Origin of the sequence: Neobacillus drentensis (assembly GCF_036962125.1) — a bacterium.
Classification (GTDB): domain Bacteria; phylum Bacillota; class Bacilli; order Bacillales; family Cytobacillaceae; genus Neobacillus; species Neobacillus drentensis_B.
In genome coordinates this window covers 121,908-138,605 of sequence record NZ_JBALOA010000018.1, presented here as the reverse complement: position 1 = coordinate 138,605, position 16,698 = coordinate 121,908, and the positions used below count along the sequence as shown (strand labels likewise).

The 16,698-nt window shown below is 37.8% G+C and carries 15 protein-coding genes; 11 read left to right on the top strand and 4 right to left on the bottom strand.

Annotated elements, in window-relative coordinates:
- Positions 1 to 3: 3 nt before the first annotated feature.
- The gene (locus V7121_RS16925; RefSeq protein ID WP_335494129.1) at positions 4 to 171 is read right to left on the bottom strand and encodes a hypothetical protein; all 168 of its coding nucleotides are present in this window, start codon (positions 169 to 171) and stop codon (positions 4 to 6) included.
- A gap of 355 nt (positions 172 to 526) precedes the next feature.
- On the opposite strand from V7121_RS16925, the gene V7121_RS16920 reads away from it, so the two are divergent.
- Positions 527 to 886: a P-II family nitrogen regulator gene (locus V7121_RS16920; protein WP_335494131.1), complete on the top strand. Its 360-nt coding sequence runs from the start codon at positions 527 to 529 to the stop codon at positions 884 to 886.
- 4 nt (positions 887 to 890) lie between these two features.
- Positions 891 to 2,201 carry an ammonium transporter gene (locus tag V7121_RS16915; protein ID WP_335494133.1) on the top strand — a complete coding sequence of 437 codons (1,311 nt, stop codon included), beginning with the start codon at positions 891 to 893 and terminating at the stop codon, positions 2,199 to 2,201.
- A 134-nt stretch (positions 2,202 to 2,335) separates the two neighbouring features.
- Here the strand turns inward: V7121_RS16915 and V7121_RS16910 are convergent, their stop codons facing one another.
- Positions 2,336 to 3,460, bottom strand: a complete 1,125-nt coding sequence (locus V7121_RS16910; RefSeq protein ID WP_335494135.1) for a CdaR family transcriptional regulator — start codon at positions 3,458 to 3,460, stop codon at positions 2,336 to 2,338.
- A 256-nt stretch (positions 3,461 to 3,716) separates the two neighbouring features.
- Between V7121_RS16910 and garR the strand changes: the two genes are divergently transcribed.
- The 3 genes from garR to V7121_RS16895 all read left to right on the top strand — a co-directional run bounded on the left by garR (position 3,717) and on the right by V7121_RS16895 (position 7,056).
- Positions 3,717 to 4,607 (top strand): 2-hydroxy-3-oxopropionate reductase, encoded by an 891-nt coding sequence (garR, locus tag V7121_RS16905; protein ID WP_335494137.1) that lies wholly within the window; start codon positions 3,717 to 3,719, stop codon positions 4,605 to 4,607.
- 149 nt (positions 4,608 to 4,756) lie between these two features.
- Positions 4,757 to 6,091, top strand: coding sequence for an enolase C-terminal domain-like protein (locus V7121_RS16900; RefSeq protein ID WP_335494139.1), 1,335 nt, complete (start codon positions 4,757 to 4,759; stop codon positions 6,089 to 6,091).
- 68 nt (positions 6,092 to 6,159) lie between these two features.
- Positions 6,160 to 7,056, top strand: coding sequence for a dihydrodipicolinate synthase family protein (locus V7121_RS16895; RefSeq protein ID WP_335494141.1), 897 nt, complete (start codon positions 6,160 to 6,162; stop codon positions 7,054 to 7,056).
- Between the two features lie 64 nt (positions 7,057 to 7,120).
- On the opposite strand, the gene V7121_RS16890 is transcribed toward V7121_RS16895, so the two are convergent.
- Positions 7,121 to 8,728, bottom strand: coding sequence for an ATP-binding protein (locus tag V7121_RS16890; RefSeq protein WP_335494143.1), 1,608 nt, complete (start codon positions 8,726 to 8,728; stop codon positions 7,121 to 7,123).
- Between the two features lie 313 nt (positions 8,729 to 9,041).
- Between V7121_RS16890 and V7121_RS16885 the strand changes: the two genes are divergently transcribed.
- The 4 genes from V7121_RS16885 (at position 9,042) to V7121_RS16870 (ending at position 12,969) form a co-directional block, all read left to right on the top strand.
- A complete protein-coding gene (locus V7121_RS16885) occupies positions 9,042 to 9,413 on the top strand; it encodes a hypothetical protein (RefSeq protein ID WP_335494145.1) in 372 nt (123 codons plus the stop codon).
- Between the two features lie 565 nt (positions 9,414 to 9,978).
- Positions 9,979 to 11,220 carry a beta-ketoacyl-ACP synthase II gene (gene fabF, locus V7121_RS16880; protein WP_335494147.1) on the top strand — a complete coding sequence of 414 codons (1,242 nt, stop codon included), beginning with the start codon at positions 9,979 to 9,981 and terminating at the stop codon, positions 11,218 to 11,220.
- A 189-nt stretch (positions 11,221 to 11,409) separates the two neighbouring features.
- Positions 11,410 to 11,829: a MarR family winged helix-turn-helix transcriptional regulator gene (locus tag V7121_RS16875; RefSeq protein ID WP_335494149.1), complete on the top strand. Its 420-nt coding sequence runs from the start codon at positions 11,410 to 11,412 to the stop codon at positions 11,827 to 11,829.
- Between the two features lie 171 nt (positions 11,830 to 12,000).
- Positions 12,001 to 12,969 carry a ring-cleaving dioxygenase gene (locus V7121_RS16870; RefSeq protein ID WP_335494150.1) on the top strand — a complete coding sequence of 323 codons (969 nt, stop codon included), beginning with the start codon at positions 12,001 to 12,003 and terminating at the stop codon, positions 12,967 to 12,969.
- A 295-nt stretch (positions 12,970 to 13,264) separates the two neighbouring features.
- Here the strand turns inward: V7121_RS16870 and rlmN are convergent, their stop codons facing one another.
- A complete protein-coding gene (rlmN, locus tag V7121_RS16865; RefSeq protein WP_335494152.1) occupies positions 13,265 to 14,332 on the bottom strand; it encodes a 23S rRNA (adenine(2503)-C(2))-methyltransferase RlmN in 1,068 nt (355 codons plus the stop codon).
- Between the two features lie 192 nt (positions 14,333 to 14,524).
- Here rlmN and V7121_RS16860 point away from each other — a divergent pair, with 192 nt between their 5' ends.
- Both V7121_RS16860 and V7121_RS16855 read left to right on the top strand, forming a co-directional pair.
- The gene (locus V7121_RS16860) at positions 14,525 to 14,947 is read left to right on the top strand and encodes a 2-oxoglutarate dehydrogenase E1 (RefSeq protein WP_335494154.1); all 423 of its coding nucleotides are present in this window, start codon (positions 14,525 to 14,527) and stop codon (positions 14,945 to 14,947) included.
- A gap of 316 nt (positions 14,948 to 15,263) precedes the next feature.
- Complete coding sequence (locus V7121_RS16855) at positions 15,264 to 16,607, top strand: amino acid permease (protein WP_335494156.1); 1,344 nt, start codon at positions 15,264 to 15,266, stop codon at positions 16,605 to 16,607.
- The last annotated feature ends 91 nt before the right edge of the window (positions 16,608 to 16,698 follow it).

The following is a 16,698-nucleotide window of genomic DNA, read 5'->3' as shown; positions in this document are numbered from 1 at the left end:
TAATCATGATTGTTCGTTGTTGTCACTACTATTTGTAAATGCATTTGGGTCGACCGTATTTGCGCCGTAATCTGGAACATGGCTGGCATGCTCTTTGTGATACTCCGTCCCAGACCCTTGTTGAGTAGGATTTACTTTCCCTTTTTGCTGATTGTTTTGTTGATTTGGCATTAAATTCACCTCCTAAACACAAAGAATAGTATGTGTAGGATGGTGGTAATTATGCAAATTAGAAATGGACATAAGGGAGTGAGACAACCAAATTTCCTTCCTTTTTATTTAGGAATTATGAGTTTTAGCGCTATTTCACCATTTCATGATTAATAATAGAATAAATGATTTTCTTAAATAAACAGCACACAGGCATAAAAGCCTGTGTGTTTATTTGTGTTTAAATAAAACTTGATTTTCATGTAAATATTTTAGAATTTTCAGGCTTATATAAATAAGTATTGACGTCTGTTCCTGTTTTGTTATATATTTTAACAAATTGATGTTAGGAAATATAACATGAGGGGCTGATTCTTTGAAAAAGATTGAGGCAATCATTCGACCGGAGAGGCTCACTGAGACGATTAAAGGATTAAAAAGAATCGGAATTACCGGTTTTACCGTTTCACAAGTTGTTGGCAGGGGGAAACAAAAAGATACTCAAGGAGTGTATCGCGGGAAGAATTATCAGGTTACACTCCATCCAAAAGTGAAAATGGAGATTGTTCTATCGGATTATTTGGTGGAGTCTACCATCCAGTCGATTATTACTTCTGCTCAGAGTGGTGAAGATGGGGATGGGAAGATCTATGTATATCCAATCTTAGAAGCATATAACATTCGGACCGGTACCATTGACTTTGATATTGAAGATTTAGCGAAGGGTGAGGGGTGATCTTTTGGAACTTATGTACATAAATACAGTCTGGGTTGTCCTTGCGGCAGCTATGGTGTTGTTTATGGAGGGTGGATTTAGTTTACTCGAAGCCGGGTTTGTCCGAACAAAAAATGCGGTTAATGTGACGATGAAAATATTCGTAGACTTAACGATAGGAGCCTTGGCGTTTTGGCTTATTGGATTTGGGATTATGTTCGGAAAGGATGCATTTGGTTTCATTGGGACCAGTCTTCTAGGAAATCCCGAAAAAATTGCACTTTCCATTGAATTGCCAAGTGTTGCCTTTGTCCTTTTTCAAATGGGATTTGCTGTGGCCTGTGTCTCGATTATTTCGGGAGCAGTAGCAGAACGGATGAATTTTAAAGCCTATGTGGTCACGGCTGCACTTATTTGTATGATTATCTATCCTCTTTCCGGTCATTGGATCTGGAACAGTGATGGATGGCTGGAGAGGCTTGGAATGAAAGATTTTGCGGGTTCCGCCGCGATACATGCTCTCGGAGGGTTTACGGCTTTCACAATGGCAAAGCTTTTGGGACCAAGAAAAGGAAGGTTTAATTCGGATGGAAGCGTGAATGTTTTTGCCCCCAGTAACATTCCTTTAGCTTCAGCAGGTGCCTTTATTTTGTGGTTCGGATGGTTTGCTTTTAATGCAGGAAGTACTTTAGATGCTTCAAGTTCAGCTCTGGCACCTATTGCTATTAATACGATGTTAGCCGGGGCAAGTGGCGGTTCAGCAGCTCTCTTTTTGACGATGAGGAAGTTCGGAAAAGCTGATCCGAGTATGACGATAAACGGGGTATTAGCCGGGCTGGTTGCGATAACGGCCGGATGTGCCTATGTTTCTGAATGGAGCGCAATCCTGATTGGTATTTTAAGTGGGTTAATCGTGATTTATGCCACTCTGTTTGTTGATTATTTAAAGGTAGATGATCCAGTCGGGGCTGTGGCGGTTCATGGTTTCGGTGGTGTGTTTGGAACCATCGCTGTTGGATTGCTTGATCAGTCACAAGGCTTCCTAACGACGGGTGATTTCTCGCTTTTAAAGGTCCAGTTGCTAGGCGCAGTGGTGGTCATTGTCTGGGGGCTAATTGGTGGAACGATTATTGCAAAGGTATGCGAAAAGACAGTCGGTTTCCGGGCATCAGAACGGGAAGAAGAAGAGGGCTTGGATATGTCTTATCACGGGATTCCTGCTTACAATGAATTAGAGCGTTTTACCGATATCCCAGCCAGCCTATTTAATTTTGAAGAAACAACAGGTATTACAGTTGCCTCACCGGCCATTAGGAAGGAAAAGGAAGTAATATAGTTTTATCTTTAAAAAATATAGTAGATTGCTAAGGAATCCCTTTATGGAGGGATTCCTTATTTTTAGCTATGTTATAACTGAAATGTTGATTTCACAGTGTTTGAAAAAATAAACGGATAAATTCCGGTAAACGTTCAAATCGTTTTATATAGTAGAAATGCTATTTTTAATATCACATAATCATCCATGTTTCTTGGATTGTAGCCGGTCAGTTTGTCTAGTTTATTTAGTTTGTACTGAAGGGTATTTTTATGAATAAAAAGATCGTCTGCACATTTTGTGATGCTCCCATTATTTTCTCCGTAAACCCTTAAGATGTTACTGTAATCATTGATTTCTGCATCAGACAAGTTTGAAAAGACTTTTTTAAGAAAAAAAGTTTTGTCATAGGAAGCAGTGGAATTTAAAATCAACCCTAAATCTAAATTGTTAAAGTAGTAAATACCATTGTTGGAAAATAGTCTTACCCAATTTAGCGTCTTTTTGGCCATTTCATAGGAAGCTTGATGGGAAATGGTTGGACTTGTCGTTAGACCGATTCCAAAAAGTAAATCGGTGGATAGATTTTCTGCTGCTTCCTTTAACATGCTGTGAAGATTGAATTCAAGATCATTTACAAAGGTATGATCAATGATCATGATGATTTCGTCGTTTTTGATCGTATAAATATTTTGCTGCTTACTAGGAAAATATTTATCAAGGATGATATTCATTCGCTCCGTTACATTAGGAGGAGATTCTTCTCTTTTAATCATGTTACCAACCACAACAATTTTAGGGGAAAGTAAATTAATATCAAACATATTTGAAAAACTAGAACGACCTTCCTCATGGTCAGAACTAAACAGTAAATAATCAATGATGGTCCGATAATTTTCCCTTAACTGAATGATAAAATCCTTGACCCAAGCTTCTTTAATTAAGATTTCGGTCATTTTTTTAATAATTTGCCCGTATTTGACTACCTCGTTTTTTTCTCCAGTAATTCCGATAACCCCAATTAGCTTATTTTCAAAATAAATGGGTAGATTGATTCCTTCCTTGGTTCCTTTAAATTGGCCCGTATCTTCAATGATTAGGTCTTCCTTTGTAGAAATTACTTTTTTGGCACCTTCATGGTAGGTATTAATTCGGTTTGGGTCTGTACTAGCAATCACAACACCATCCGTATCCATGAAATTTAACTCTTGGTTGATAATTTTTTTCATATCCGTAACGATCACTTGGGCTAAAGTAGAAGAGATTTCCACTAATATCACGTTCCTTGCAGCTTTTAATAAAAAATATGTTATGCATAATAAAAAAAGGCTCGTTTAAACATGAAATACCTATTACCTATAATATAGCAAAAAAAATGAAAAAGCCTAAAATTAGAAGTGTAGTAAATGAAATTAATCAACCTGTACTGAATGTAAATGCATCAATTGTTTGGTATGATGGACGAATATTATAAAGTTTGTGAAAAAACGCACAAGTGAATTGATTAAAGCTAACAGATTGAAAGGGGATTATAAAATGAAAGTTGGATTTATTGGATTAGGAATTATGGGTAAGCCTATGGCAAAAAACGTATTAAAAGCTGGTCACGAACTGATAGTTTTTGATTTTAATAAGAGTTCAATTGAAGAGCTAGTTGCAGCTGGTGCTACGGCAGCCGAGAATGGCAAGGGAGTAGCAGAGCAAGCGGACGTAGTCATTACAATGCTGCCAAACTCTCCACATGTGAAAAGCGCTATTTTTGCTGAAAATGGCCTAGCAGAAGGACTTTCAACAGGTAAAGCCATTATCGATATGAGTTCAATTTCTCCAGTAGCTAGCCGTGAATTCGCTGCTGAATTAGAAAAATATAAAGTAGACTTTCTAGATGCACCAGTTTCAGGCGGAGAACCAGGAGCCATTGCTGGTACGATTGCTGTTATGGTTGGAGGCAAGAAAGAAGTCTTTGATAAATACTATGATTTATTAATGACAATGGCTGGCTCTGTTACTTATGTTGGTGAAGTGGGCGCAGGAAACATTACAAAATTAGCTAACCAAATGATCGTTGCTTTAAATATTGCTACTGTAAGTGAAGCATTAACTTTTGCTACAAAAGCTGGCGTAGACCCTGAATTAGTATTCGAAGCAATTAAAGGCGGTTTAGCAGGAAGCAATGTGATGAATGCGAAAGCTCCAATGATGTTAGACCGTAACTTTAAAGCTGGTTTCAGAGTGGAATTGCATATTAAAGACTTACAAAATGCATTGGATACTTCACATGAAATTAATGCTTCCATTCCGTTCACATCACAAGCAATGGAAATTCTTCAAGCGATTAAAATTGATGGCTATGAAAAAGAAGACCATTCAGCCATTGCAAAATACTTCGAAAAACTTAACAATATTACGATTCAAAGCAATAAATAATCAAAGCTGATTTGAGAAGTTATTAAGAAAATGAAGCCATAAATTTTTCTTAATAGCTTCTCCATTGCTTTATCATTTTTCATTTTAAAGTTTATGAAAACGCTTTATTTAGATTTCATTTGATATATATATTAGGAGGATTTGAAGTTATGTCCATTCCAAAAGTTACTGAAATGAGAGTTATCCCTGTTGCTGGTTATGATAGTATGTTAATGAACTTAAGTGGGGCACATGGTCCCTATTTTACAAGAAACCTTGTTATTTTAACGGCGGATAACGGTGAAACTGGGGTCGGTGAAGTTCCGGGCGGCGAGAAGATCCGTACCACACTTGAACAAGCAAAGGAGCTTGTGATTGGCCGATCAATTGTAGAATACAAGAATATCTTAAAATCAGTCGAAGATCAATTTGCCTTTCTTGATCAAGGTGAGGGTGGAAGAGGTTTACAAACCTTCGACCTTCGTACAACTGTACATGCGATGACAGCAATCGAAGCGGCATTACTAGATTTACAAGGAAAGTTCTTTGAATTACCGGTTGCCGCTTTATTAGGAAACGGTCAACAACGTGAAAGTGTAAAAATGTTAGGCTATTTATTCTATATCGCTGATATCAATAAGACAGATTTACCATACCTAACTGGGGATGATGATTCAGATGATTGGGGGAGATTAAGAAGAAAAGAAGCCCTTACTCCCGAATCAATTGTTGAGTTAGCTACCGCAGCCTATAAACGTTATGGATTCCAAGACTTTAAGCTAAAAGGCGGAGTGCTTGAAGGAAAAGAAGAGATTAAGGCTATTAAGGCATTACATGAAGCTTTCCCAGATGCAAGAATTACGTTGGATCCAAATGGTGCCTGGTCCCTTGATGAGGCAATTAGCCTTTGCAAGGATATGCATGGAATCATGGCCTATGCCGAAGATCCATGTGGGGCAGAGAATGGATACTCTGGACGTGAGGTTCTTTCTGAATTTAGAAAAGCAACTGGCTTGCCAACAGCTACAAATATGATTGCTACCGATTGGCGTCAAATGTCACATGCTGTGGCACTTCAAAGTGTGTCGATTCCATTAGCTGATCCACACTTCTGGACAATGGAAGGATCCGTTCGAGTCGCACAATTATGTCATGATTTTGGGTTAACTTGGGGTTCTCACTCTAATAACCATTTTGATATTTCTTTGGCGATGTTTAGCCATGTGGCTGCAGCTGCACCTGGCAATATTACCGCGATTGATACCCATTGGATTTGGCAGGATGGACAAGGCTTAACGAAAAACCCACTGGAGATCAAAGACGGAGAAATCGCCGTTCCTAAAGATATGCATGGCTTGGGTGTTGAACTGGATATGGAAAAAGTAGAAGCAGCTCACCAGCTTTATTTAGAAAAAGGTTTAGGCGCACGTGATGATGCAATCGCGATGCAGTACTTAATTCCTGGCTGGAAGTTTGATAACAAAAAGCCAGCTTTAGTTAGATAATTGATAATGGAAGGATTCAAGTTATTATTGAATTCTTTATAAATAATAGAGTTGTGAGGGATCATACAGTGAAAACGGATTTTATAAAAGGGATCATTGTTCCAATTATTACACCGGTTGATGCAGAAGAAAATATTGATGAAAAGAAGCTGCGCTTTATGGTGGATCATGTCATTGAAGACGGAGTTCACGGAATCCTTGCTTTTGGAAGCAACGGTGAATTTTACATGTTTGATGATGAAGAACTTCAACGCGGCTTTGAAATTATGGTCGATCAAGCAAACGGACGGGTTCCCGTTTTCTTCGGAATTGGCGCTATCCGTACCAAACATGCCATTAAGCTGGCAAAAATGGCTGAATCATGCAAAGCAGATGGAATTTCCATCTTGCAGCCAATGTTTTTAAAGCCAACGAATGATGAATTGTACGATCATTTTAAGGCGATTGCAGAATCTGTTCCGAACACTCCTGTGTTACTTTATAATAACCCAGGAAGATGCGGATATAATATCTCAGTCGAATTAGTTGAAAAATTAGCCTGCAACGTTGAAAATATTGTCGGCATCAAGGACTCAAGTGGTGATTTCACGATGCTGAGCGAGTTTGTTCGAACAACTAGAGATATTGATTTTAAAGTTATGGCTGGAAAAGATACGCTTGTTTTCCCTGGACTATGTATTGGTACAGTAGGAAGCGTTTGTTCCATTGCTAATATGTTTGGACCACTAGTTACCTCTATTTATGAAAAATATATGGCAGGCGATATAGCAGGCAGCTTAGAAGCACAATTCAGGTTAAATCCAGTACGACTTTCTCAGGATAAAGCAAGTTTCCCTGTGGCAACGAAGGACATGGCCAATATGATGGGCTTAGAAGTTGGAAAGTCGGTCCTTCCTAGCCAAGCATCTACTGGTGCAGTATTGGAGAATATGAAGAACAAAATAACTGAAGCAGGTTTGTTATAAGAGATAGTCCCCCCACTATCCATATATAGTAAATGGCCCCCAAAATAGGGGGCCATATTTATCTTTATTGGTAAACGGGTAGTTCGATTGTAAATTTTGTGCCATTTCCATTGCTGCTGGCACGAATTGTTCCTTTATGGTTTTCTACGATTTTTCTGGATACGGATAATCCTAAACCGGTACCAGTATCTTTAGTCGAAAAGAAGGGGTCAAAAATATGTCTAAGGATAGAAGGCTCGATGCCTATACCATTATCACTAAATAAAATTTGAATATGAGAATTAACTAATTTGGTACTAATGTTAATTTTTAAAAAGGAATCTCCTTTGGCTTGAAGTGAATTTTGAAATAGATTAATAAATACCTGCAACAGTTCTCCGCGATTACAATGGATTGACAGGTATTTAGAAGCAGGAAGAATTTCTAATTCGATATCGGCATTGTATAATAAGGATTCACTTTTTAGGAATTCACAGAGATAATCATTTAAAAACTTGTCGACTTGGATCATCTCTAACTCTTGATCTGAAGGCTTGGTAATCCTTAAAAAGTCAGAAATAATTTTATTAGCACGATCAATTTCTGGAATTAACAAGCTATCAAAAATCTGCGCTACCTTTTCCTCTACATCACTACCCAAAAATTGCAAATATCCTCTGACTGTGGTTAAGGGATTTCTAATTTCATGGGCAATTCCAGCGGCAATTTGACCGGCAAGGGCTTGTTTTTCGGCCTCTTTTATTTTCTCATCTAACAAATACCATTCAGTTATATCCCTGTATTGGCCAAATGCACCAACCACTTTTTCCTCTTCATAGATTGGCTGTGCATCAAATAAACAGACCACCAAATCGCCATTTTTATTGATAAATTTAAGCTCAAGATTTTCCTGCTTTTCTTCATTCTTAATGATCCGTTTAAAATAGTCCCCATTCAAAATGGACTCATAGACAATCTTTCCAATCACCGAACTTCTACTCTCATTAAAAATTTGCTGGGCAAAGTCATTAAACTCAACAATTATTCCATTTTCATCTGTAATGACTATTCCATTTTTTGTTCTATCTAACATGATTTGATTCAAAATATTAAGTTTTCTATTTTGTTTTCTAAGAAGTAATTCTCGTTCGATTGAATCTACCACCTGAGATAACATTGTTAATAATAAGGGATTTTGAAAATAAACAGGTGTCATAATCGATACACTACCAAGTAAATTATCTTCATCTGTATAATGGAATGGTGCGCCATAACAAGCAATTTCATAAAGAAACTTATGATAATGGTCTTGTCCAATTAGCTTTACAGGGTGTCTTTGCTGTAGTGTTAAACTGATTACATTTGTCCCCATGTCTTCTTGTGTAAAAAGGCAGCCTACGTTTATCCCCAATTTTTCAATAGTAGATTTGATAGTTTCGTCTCCAACCATGTCTAACAAGTAGCCATTAGAGTCGGAGATACAGATTAATACAGGCGTTCCTTTTAATGATTCCATAAGCTTTTTGGAGAAATAACTTACGACGGACAAAACTTCTCTGTAGGCCTTTCTCTCAAAATCAAGATCTTGACTTGTCAAAAAATGTTTCGGGCTAGCTATTTCGTTTGGGTCCATTCCACTTTCTTCACACATTTTCTTTGATTGAGTTATATAAATTGGTTCTCGTTCACTCATGATTTTGCCACCTCAGGATTTGTAAAAATAAAACAATAGTAGGTTAATCATAATTTAATTAATGCTCAATATGCTATAACAATCACATAGTAATAGATAATTAGTAAGTCAAATGTAACGGGATTGTGACCATCGAAACCAAAAACTATAGATGCGCGTTATAATTCTATGGGTAACAAAATGGGCTTTTTAACGAAGGCAAGGAAAAGGCAGTCTAGCGGAAACAAAGAGGAACAATTTGATTTAGAATAATTGAAACCTTATGGGACTTTTTTCGTATAACTATAACAAAGATTAAAAGGAGCGGTATGTCATGTTCTTAAAAGAACTTCAACAAGAGGAGAAGATAGCCTTCCTAGAACTGGCGGCACTAATTGCCAACATTGATGGGAAAGTATCTATTTATGAAAATTCCTTACTAAAAAAGTATCAAAAAGAAATGGAATTAGAGGATTATAAACTCCAAGGTCTTGCAATCGATGAAATATTAGCGGTATTTAAAAATGAACGCTCCAAATATATTGTCTTAGCTGAAATTTTTCAGCTGATTTATTCAGATGGCGTTTTCCACGATCAAGAAGGTGAATCCGTCCGTCTTATTAAGACACATTTTGGATTTAATTCAAGTGAATTTGGAAGTTTCAAGGATTGGGTTGAAAAAATAAAGGAATTATCAGTGACCTAGCCAGAGCATTAGATTTGTTCAAAAACCAAGATGGCCCCAGTCCTCCTTAGGACTGGGGCCGCTTTTATTTTTAAAAATTACAGTTAGATTTTCTTAGTAAAACTGGACTATTCCTCTTCTGTATAAGCTTCAGTGGTCGTATCCATACACTCCCAGCATTCGCTTCTATTCCTCTCAAATTTGGAAAGTTCATTCCCACAAGAAATGCAAACATCCATCGCAATTGATTCCCCTTTCAAGTGAAAATTTTACCTATTTATAATTATTTATATTCCGGCATAGCTTGGAAGAGAACCTAGAATCAACATACAAAATAAATCTACCGTATTTCCTATTTTAGAATTTCATCGCGTAGTGGCATTGGGCAATACCATTGTTTAGACAACATGTCTAAGCAGGCTTGGTCAATTTCCATATTAATATAGTATTAGATCATCTAATGTTAAATTTCTTCCACAATAAAAGATAGTTCGATTTCAATTTGTCCAACCGTTCCAAATTCGTTAAACTATAGAGGATGGAATTTTTTTCAGGTAACTTATAAATGGGTGGGAGAGAGCATTAGATGAGTAAAAGAGTAGTGATTACAGGTATTGGAGCAGTCACACCTTTGGGGAATGATGCTCAAACAACATGGGAAAACATAAAAAACGGGGTATCAGGAATCGGACCTGCTACTATTTTTGATATTGAAAAGGTCGATATCAAGATTGCGGCGGAAGTAAAAAGCTTTGCCCCAGAAGAGTTTATGGACAAAAAAGAAGCAAGAAGGATGGGGCGTTACAGTCAGTTTGCTGTGGCGGCAAGTTTAATGGCAATTAAGGATGCAGAAATCGAAATCGGTAAGGATATTCAACCTGAACGTGTGGGGGTTTGGATTGGATCAGGAATTGGCGGTTTAGCTGAGTTCGAGGAACAGCATCGAAAATTTATTGAAAAAGGTCAAAGAAGGGTCAATCCGTTTACGATTCCGATGTTTATCCCAGACATGGCAGCTGGACAGGTTTCGATTGCACTTGGAGCCAAAGGGATCAATAACTGTTCTGTTACGGCATGTGCGTCAGGTGCCAATTCCATCGGTGATGCATTCCGCGTCATTCAAAAAGGGGATGTGGAGATGATGATTGCGGGTGGAACAGAAGCGACGATTACAGAAATGACCGTTGCCGGATTTTCAAACATGACCGCTCTTTCCAAAAATCCTGATCCAAACACAGCAAGCCGTCCTTTTGACCAGAACCGCGATGGATTTGTCATTGGGGAAGGTGCAGGAATAGTTGTGTTGGAAGAATTAGAACACGCGCTTGCCCGTGGTGCTAAGATATATGGAGAATTGGTTGGATATGGAGCAACGGGTGATGCCCATCATATCACCACACCTGCACAAGATGGAGAGGGTGCAGGCAGGGCCATGAAATTAGCATTAGATGATGCGGATATTTCGCCTGAACAAGTCGATTACATTAATGCCCATGGGACCTCCACTTATTATAATGATTTGTATGAAACGTTAGCGATTAAAGAAGTTTTTAAACAACATGCCTATCATTTATCAGTGAGTTCTACTAAATCAATGACTGGCCACATGTTGGGAGCAACAGGTGCTATTGAAGCGATATTCTCTGTTTTAGCCATTAGGGAAGGAATCGTCCCTCCAACCATTAACTATGAAAACCCGGATGAACAGCTTGATTTAGACTATGTCCCTAACGTAGCAAAGAAAAAGGATGTACAAGTGGCTTTATCGAACTCATTAGGATTTGGCGGCCATAACGCTACATTGATTTTTAAAAGGTTTAGCAAATAACAATAGCAGCTATAAAAGAAGGTGTCTAAATATCGATTTAGATACCTTTTTTGATGAACAAGAATAAGTAGTACATAGTTAATATTGGGGTAGTTCAAAAAAAGAATTATTGACAAAAAAATCAAATGTATTATAATTATCTCGTATTCAAGATATTTTAATTCGAGATTTCAAGAGGAGGTGTACTTAATGGAGAGGAAATGCAATAACTTGCCCTTTCTGATATTAATGCAAACATCGAAATCCATTCATGACCGAATAAAGGAAGAAATGACAAAAAACAAGCTAAGTATAACGGAATTTTCCGTTTTAGAGGTACTTTATCAAAAAGGGAAACAAACCATTCAACAAATTGGAAGTTGCATATTGGTTTCAAGTGGTTCGATGACTTATGTGATAGATAAGCTAGAACAAAGGGGTTTATTAAGCAGAAATGCCTGTCTGGAGGACCGTCGTGTGATACATGTGAGATTAACTGAAGATGGTAATGAATTGATGAATGAAATCATGCCGAAATATCATAAGTTTGTTAATCAAATGTTTGACTCATTAGATTTTGGCGAAGCAGAGACATTAGTGCACCTTTTGAAAAAAGTAAGGAAAGTTTAAACTACATTTTTTTTGAAAATTTATCTCGAATTCGAGATAAATAACATTTAGGGGGATTTTAAGGTGATAAATATTAGTTTATTAATCATTTAACGTGACCTTTTACCCCTAAAGGGGAACATTAATTTGAAACAAAAGAATTGAGTTATATTGTGACGGGAGTGAAATGAGATGGAACTCTTAGGACTACATCATGTATCAATACTAACTGGAAAAGCGGAAAAAAATTATGAATTTTATACAAAAATTTTAGGAATGAGATTAGTAAAGAAAACTGTTAACCAAGATAATACAGAATCCTATCATCTTTTCTATGCTGATGCGGAAGGAACGCCAGGAACTGAAGTTACGTTCTTTGACATTCCTCATCTTGGGCAAACATACAGGGGAACTTCAGATATTTCTACTGTATCATTAAGAGTTAAAAATTCGGATTCATTGGTATTTTGGAAAGAACGTTTTGACCAGTTTGGGGTTAAACATGATGATATTCAAAAAAGAGCAAATCGAGATACATTGGCTTTTACAGATTTCGAGGGGACTCGTTTAATACTGGTAGCCGATAACGATGAAAAAGGTGTGAGAGCTGGGGTTCCTTGTAAAAAGGAGGATATTCCACTGGAACATGCGATTATTGGTTTAGGACCTGTAACCCTCACAGTCGGAATTGCAGAACCAACGATCGGTGTTTTAACAGAAGTTATGGGTTTTCGATTTGCCGGTTCGTATCCTTCCCTTGAAGGGGATTATGCTGATATATTGATTTATGCGACGGGAGAAGGCGGCAGCGGTGCGGAAGTTCATATTGAAACAAGACCCGATTTGCCAAGAGTCCGCTTAGGACGTGGTGGTGTTCACCATGTTGCCTTCCGTATTCCGAATGAGGAAGAATATGATCAATGGGCAAAGCGTTTGAAAGAAAACAGATTACCGAATTCAGGGAAAGTGGAACGGTATTACTTCAAGGCACTATATTTTAGGGAACCCAATGGGATTCTTTTTGAATTATCAACAGATACACCAGGATTTGCGACAGATGAACCAATGGAAACAATGGGGGAAAAACTAGCACTGCCACCATTTTTGGAATCGAATCGAAAAGAGATCGAAGAAAAATTAAGACCATTGATTTTAAATTAAAATTTGGAGAAACATATCAAATGGTACAGGGGTGCTGTAGAATCCTGTAGATTTCATTAAAGGAAGTATGAGAAGAACTGTACTTCAAGAAACGTGTGCTCCGCTTAAGAGTTACAAAAAGTGGATAGTAAAATGGCTCAGGAGGCACCTGAGCCATTTTACTATTTAATTGCAAAAGCAGAGACAAAAGGCAGTAAAAATTTAGTTACATTTTCGGGTTTTTGCGATAGGAAACGGAATCCGTTATAAAAATACCCGGTTCTCTTTTGTCTATTCAATTTTCCTTAATAGGAAATTACTTTGCTTCTGCTTTTCTGATTTGTTTGCTTCGCAACTGTCCGCATGCCGCATCAATATCAGTTCCGTGTTCTTGACGGATTTTACAATTTACTCCGCCTTTTTTCAACGTATCATAAAATGACAATACGGATTCCTGCTCACTTCTTTGGTATTGACTATGCTCATCGACAGGATTATATGGAATTAAGTTCACGTAGACCTGCTGTCCTAGTGGACGCAGGAGTTCGGCAAGTTCCACGGCTTCTTGCATATGATCATTGACATCCCGCAATAGAATATATTCAATTGTAATCCGTCGGTTGGTTTTATCTACATAATATTCCATCGCCTTCATCAACTTTTCAATCGGAATCGCACGGTTTATTTTCATAATCCGCGTCCGAAGTTCGTTGTTTGGAGCATGTAAGGAAACCGCTAAATTTACCTGCAGCCCTTTATCGGTGAACTCAATCAACTTGTCCGCAAGACCGCTGGTTGAAACGGTAATCCGTCTAGCCGCAATGGCGAGCCCTTTATCATCTTTAATCACCTTAATAAAGTCGATGAGGTTTTTAAAGTTATCAAATGGTTCACCTATTCCCATTACGACAACATGACTAACGGTTTCTCCTTGACCTTTTTTGTCCAGATGCAGCTGCACATTCATGATCTGCTCAACAATTTCCCCGCTCGTTAAATCCCGGCTTTTTGCTAATAAACCACTCGCGCAAAAGCTGCAGCCAATGTTACAGCCTACTTGGGTAGTTACACAAACGGAAAGGCCATACTTCTGGCGCATTAAGACTGTTTCAATTAAGTTCCCATCCTGCAGTTTAAATAAGAATTTAATCGTCCCATCAGCTGATTCTTGTTTAATATGCTCTTGCAAGGTTTGAATCTCGAAGTGGTCTGCCAATACCTCAACACACTCTTGGTTAACTTCTGTCATCTCCGAGAATGCAGTGACACGCTTTCGATAAAGATATTCCCAAACTTTCTGTGCTCTCGATTTCTTGTGACCGTGCTCTTCAAGCCAGTCTCCCATTTGATCTATGGTTAATCCATATATGCTTTGTTTATTCATATGTTCCTCCTCGTTTTCAAACGATAATACTATAAACTTTATATAAATAGTGAATTGACGATAAAACAGTTATCCACCATACATGTAATCTTAAAAACATTATCTATTATACCAAGAAAATACACATAATAAAAAAATACCTTTAATTGGTTGTTAAACAAGGTGTTAACTTTTAAAATTGGAGGCAGTTACATGAAGGTTCTATCAATGATTCAGCCTTGGGCAAGCCTTTTTGTTCTGAGAGAGGCCAAGTTTGAAACAAGAACATGGAGAACAAAATATCGAGGGCCGTTGGCAATTCACACGAGCAAAAAAATAGATAAAGCGGTCTGTAACCATATCGCGATACAAAAGCTGCTTGGTAAACATGGGTACCAAAAAGAGGACCTTCCGACGGGGAAGATAATTGCTGTTTGCCAACTTATGAATTGTTTAAAAGTCATAGAAAACAACGAAACATGGGCGGTTCTTGAAGATGGACGAATCGTTTCTGGCAATGACTATTTCTTAGGTGACTACCGTGTGGGCGGCTTCGCTTGGGAGGTTGAGGATATGAAAATACTTGAGGAATACATCCCAGCGAAGGGCCACTTGGGTATTTGGGAATATGAATAGGATTATTTATTTATAAATAGATGGTGATTTTTTACTCGGTAAAAAGGCGTGATTTACTAGAATCGCGCCTTTTTATAATTTTAAAGAAATTTAACAAAAAATTTTTAAAATTTATATTGCAGCTATTGTATTGTTTAATTATAATACAAGATATAACAAATAAAACGTTTTCACTTAAAAGGAGGGAGTCTTCAAAACCAAAAATATGAATTAAAGGAATGAAAGTATTATCAAAACCCGCAAGATGCAATCATGAGATCTCTTAACAAAATAAAGGCAATGGGAATCTTATCATCTGAATATGGAGGAACTCTTTATGAGTAATGGTGCACTTACACGCAAGCTGGGTTTCTGGTCTGCGCTAGCAATCGCTGTTGGAACGACGGTGGGATCAGGTATATTTGTTTCTTCTGGAGATGTGGCAAAAGCGGCTGGCAGTCCATCTATTTCTATTCTTGCCTGGATTATAGGCGGAGTTATTGCGATTCCGCAAGTAATGGTATTAGCCGAGCTATCAACAGCCTATCCCCAAAATGGAAGCGGTTACGTTTATTTGAATAAAGCAGGGTGGAGACCACTTGGCTTCCTGTATGGCTGGGCAACGTTCTGGGCATTGGATCCACCGTCTATTTCGATTATGGCGTTAGCGATCGTGTCCTACATAGCATCCTTTGTACCGTTCTTTTCAGGGGTGCCAGGGAAATTATTGGGTATTGCTATCATCCTCATTATCACAGCTATTCATTATCGAAGTGTTAAAGAAGGCGGCCTTTTCCAAGTCATTATAACAATTGTAAAAATCATTCCATTCTTGATTGTTATTGTTCTAGGATTAATGTATATGAATCCAGAAAACTTTGCCTATACTCCTGCAACTGGAGTGGTAAAAACAAGCTTAATTGGCGGTGTTTCCGCTACGACTTGGGCTTATACAGGTATGGCAGCTATTTGTTTCATGGCAGGAGAATTTAAAAACCCTGGAAAGGTTCTTCCACGTGCACTTATTAGTTCTGTATTCATTGTACTAGCCCTATATACGTTACTTGCCGTTTGTGTTATAGGTTTAATGCCTTTTGAAAAGTTAATCAACACAAACGCTGCTGTATCAGAAGCTGTAAAGTATATCCCTGGACTGTCTGATATTGCCTCTTCATTTGTAGCAGTAACAGCAATTATTGTAATTTTAGGATCATTGAGTTCCTGCATTATGTTCCAGCCTCGCTTGGAATATGCGATGGCAAAAGATGGCTTATTTTTCCAACGCTTTGCAAAAGTGCATCCAAAGTATGAAACACCAAGTTTTTCGATTATTGTTCAAGTAGCGTATGCCTGTATCCTCGTCATGTTTAGTAATTTAACCGCATTACTTGGGTATTTCACGCTTATTCAATTGGTAATTAATATATTAGATTTTGCAGCAGTCTATAAATGCCGGAAAAGAGATGATTATAAGCCAGTTTATAGGATGCCGGCCTGGAAATTAACAACGGTATTGGCTATTCTTGGCGCATCATGGTTAGCATGGGGAACATTTACCTGGGCTCCTTGGCAAGGCATGCTTGCTGCGTTAATAGTCATCGCAACAGGTCTTCCTGTTTACTACTATTGGGAAAAGAAATATGGGTCGAAGATAGAGAAAGATAGTAACTCAGTTGCTTAGTAACGAGGTGGGGGAAGTTAGAGTTGTTTAAGTAACTTCCTTCTTTCTTAAAAATACACAAATAAACAGCTTAATAAAATGGAATGAATTA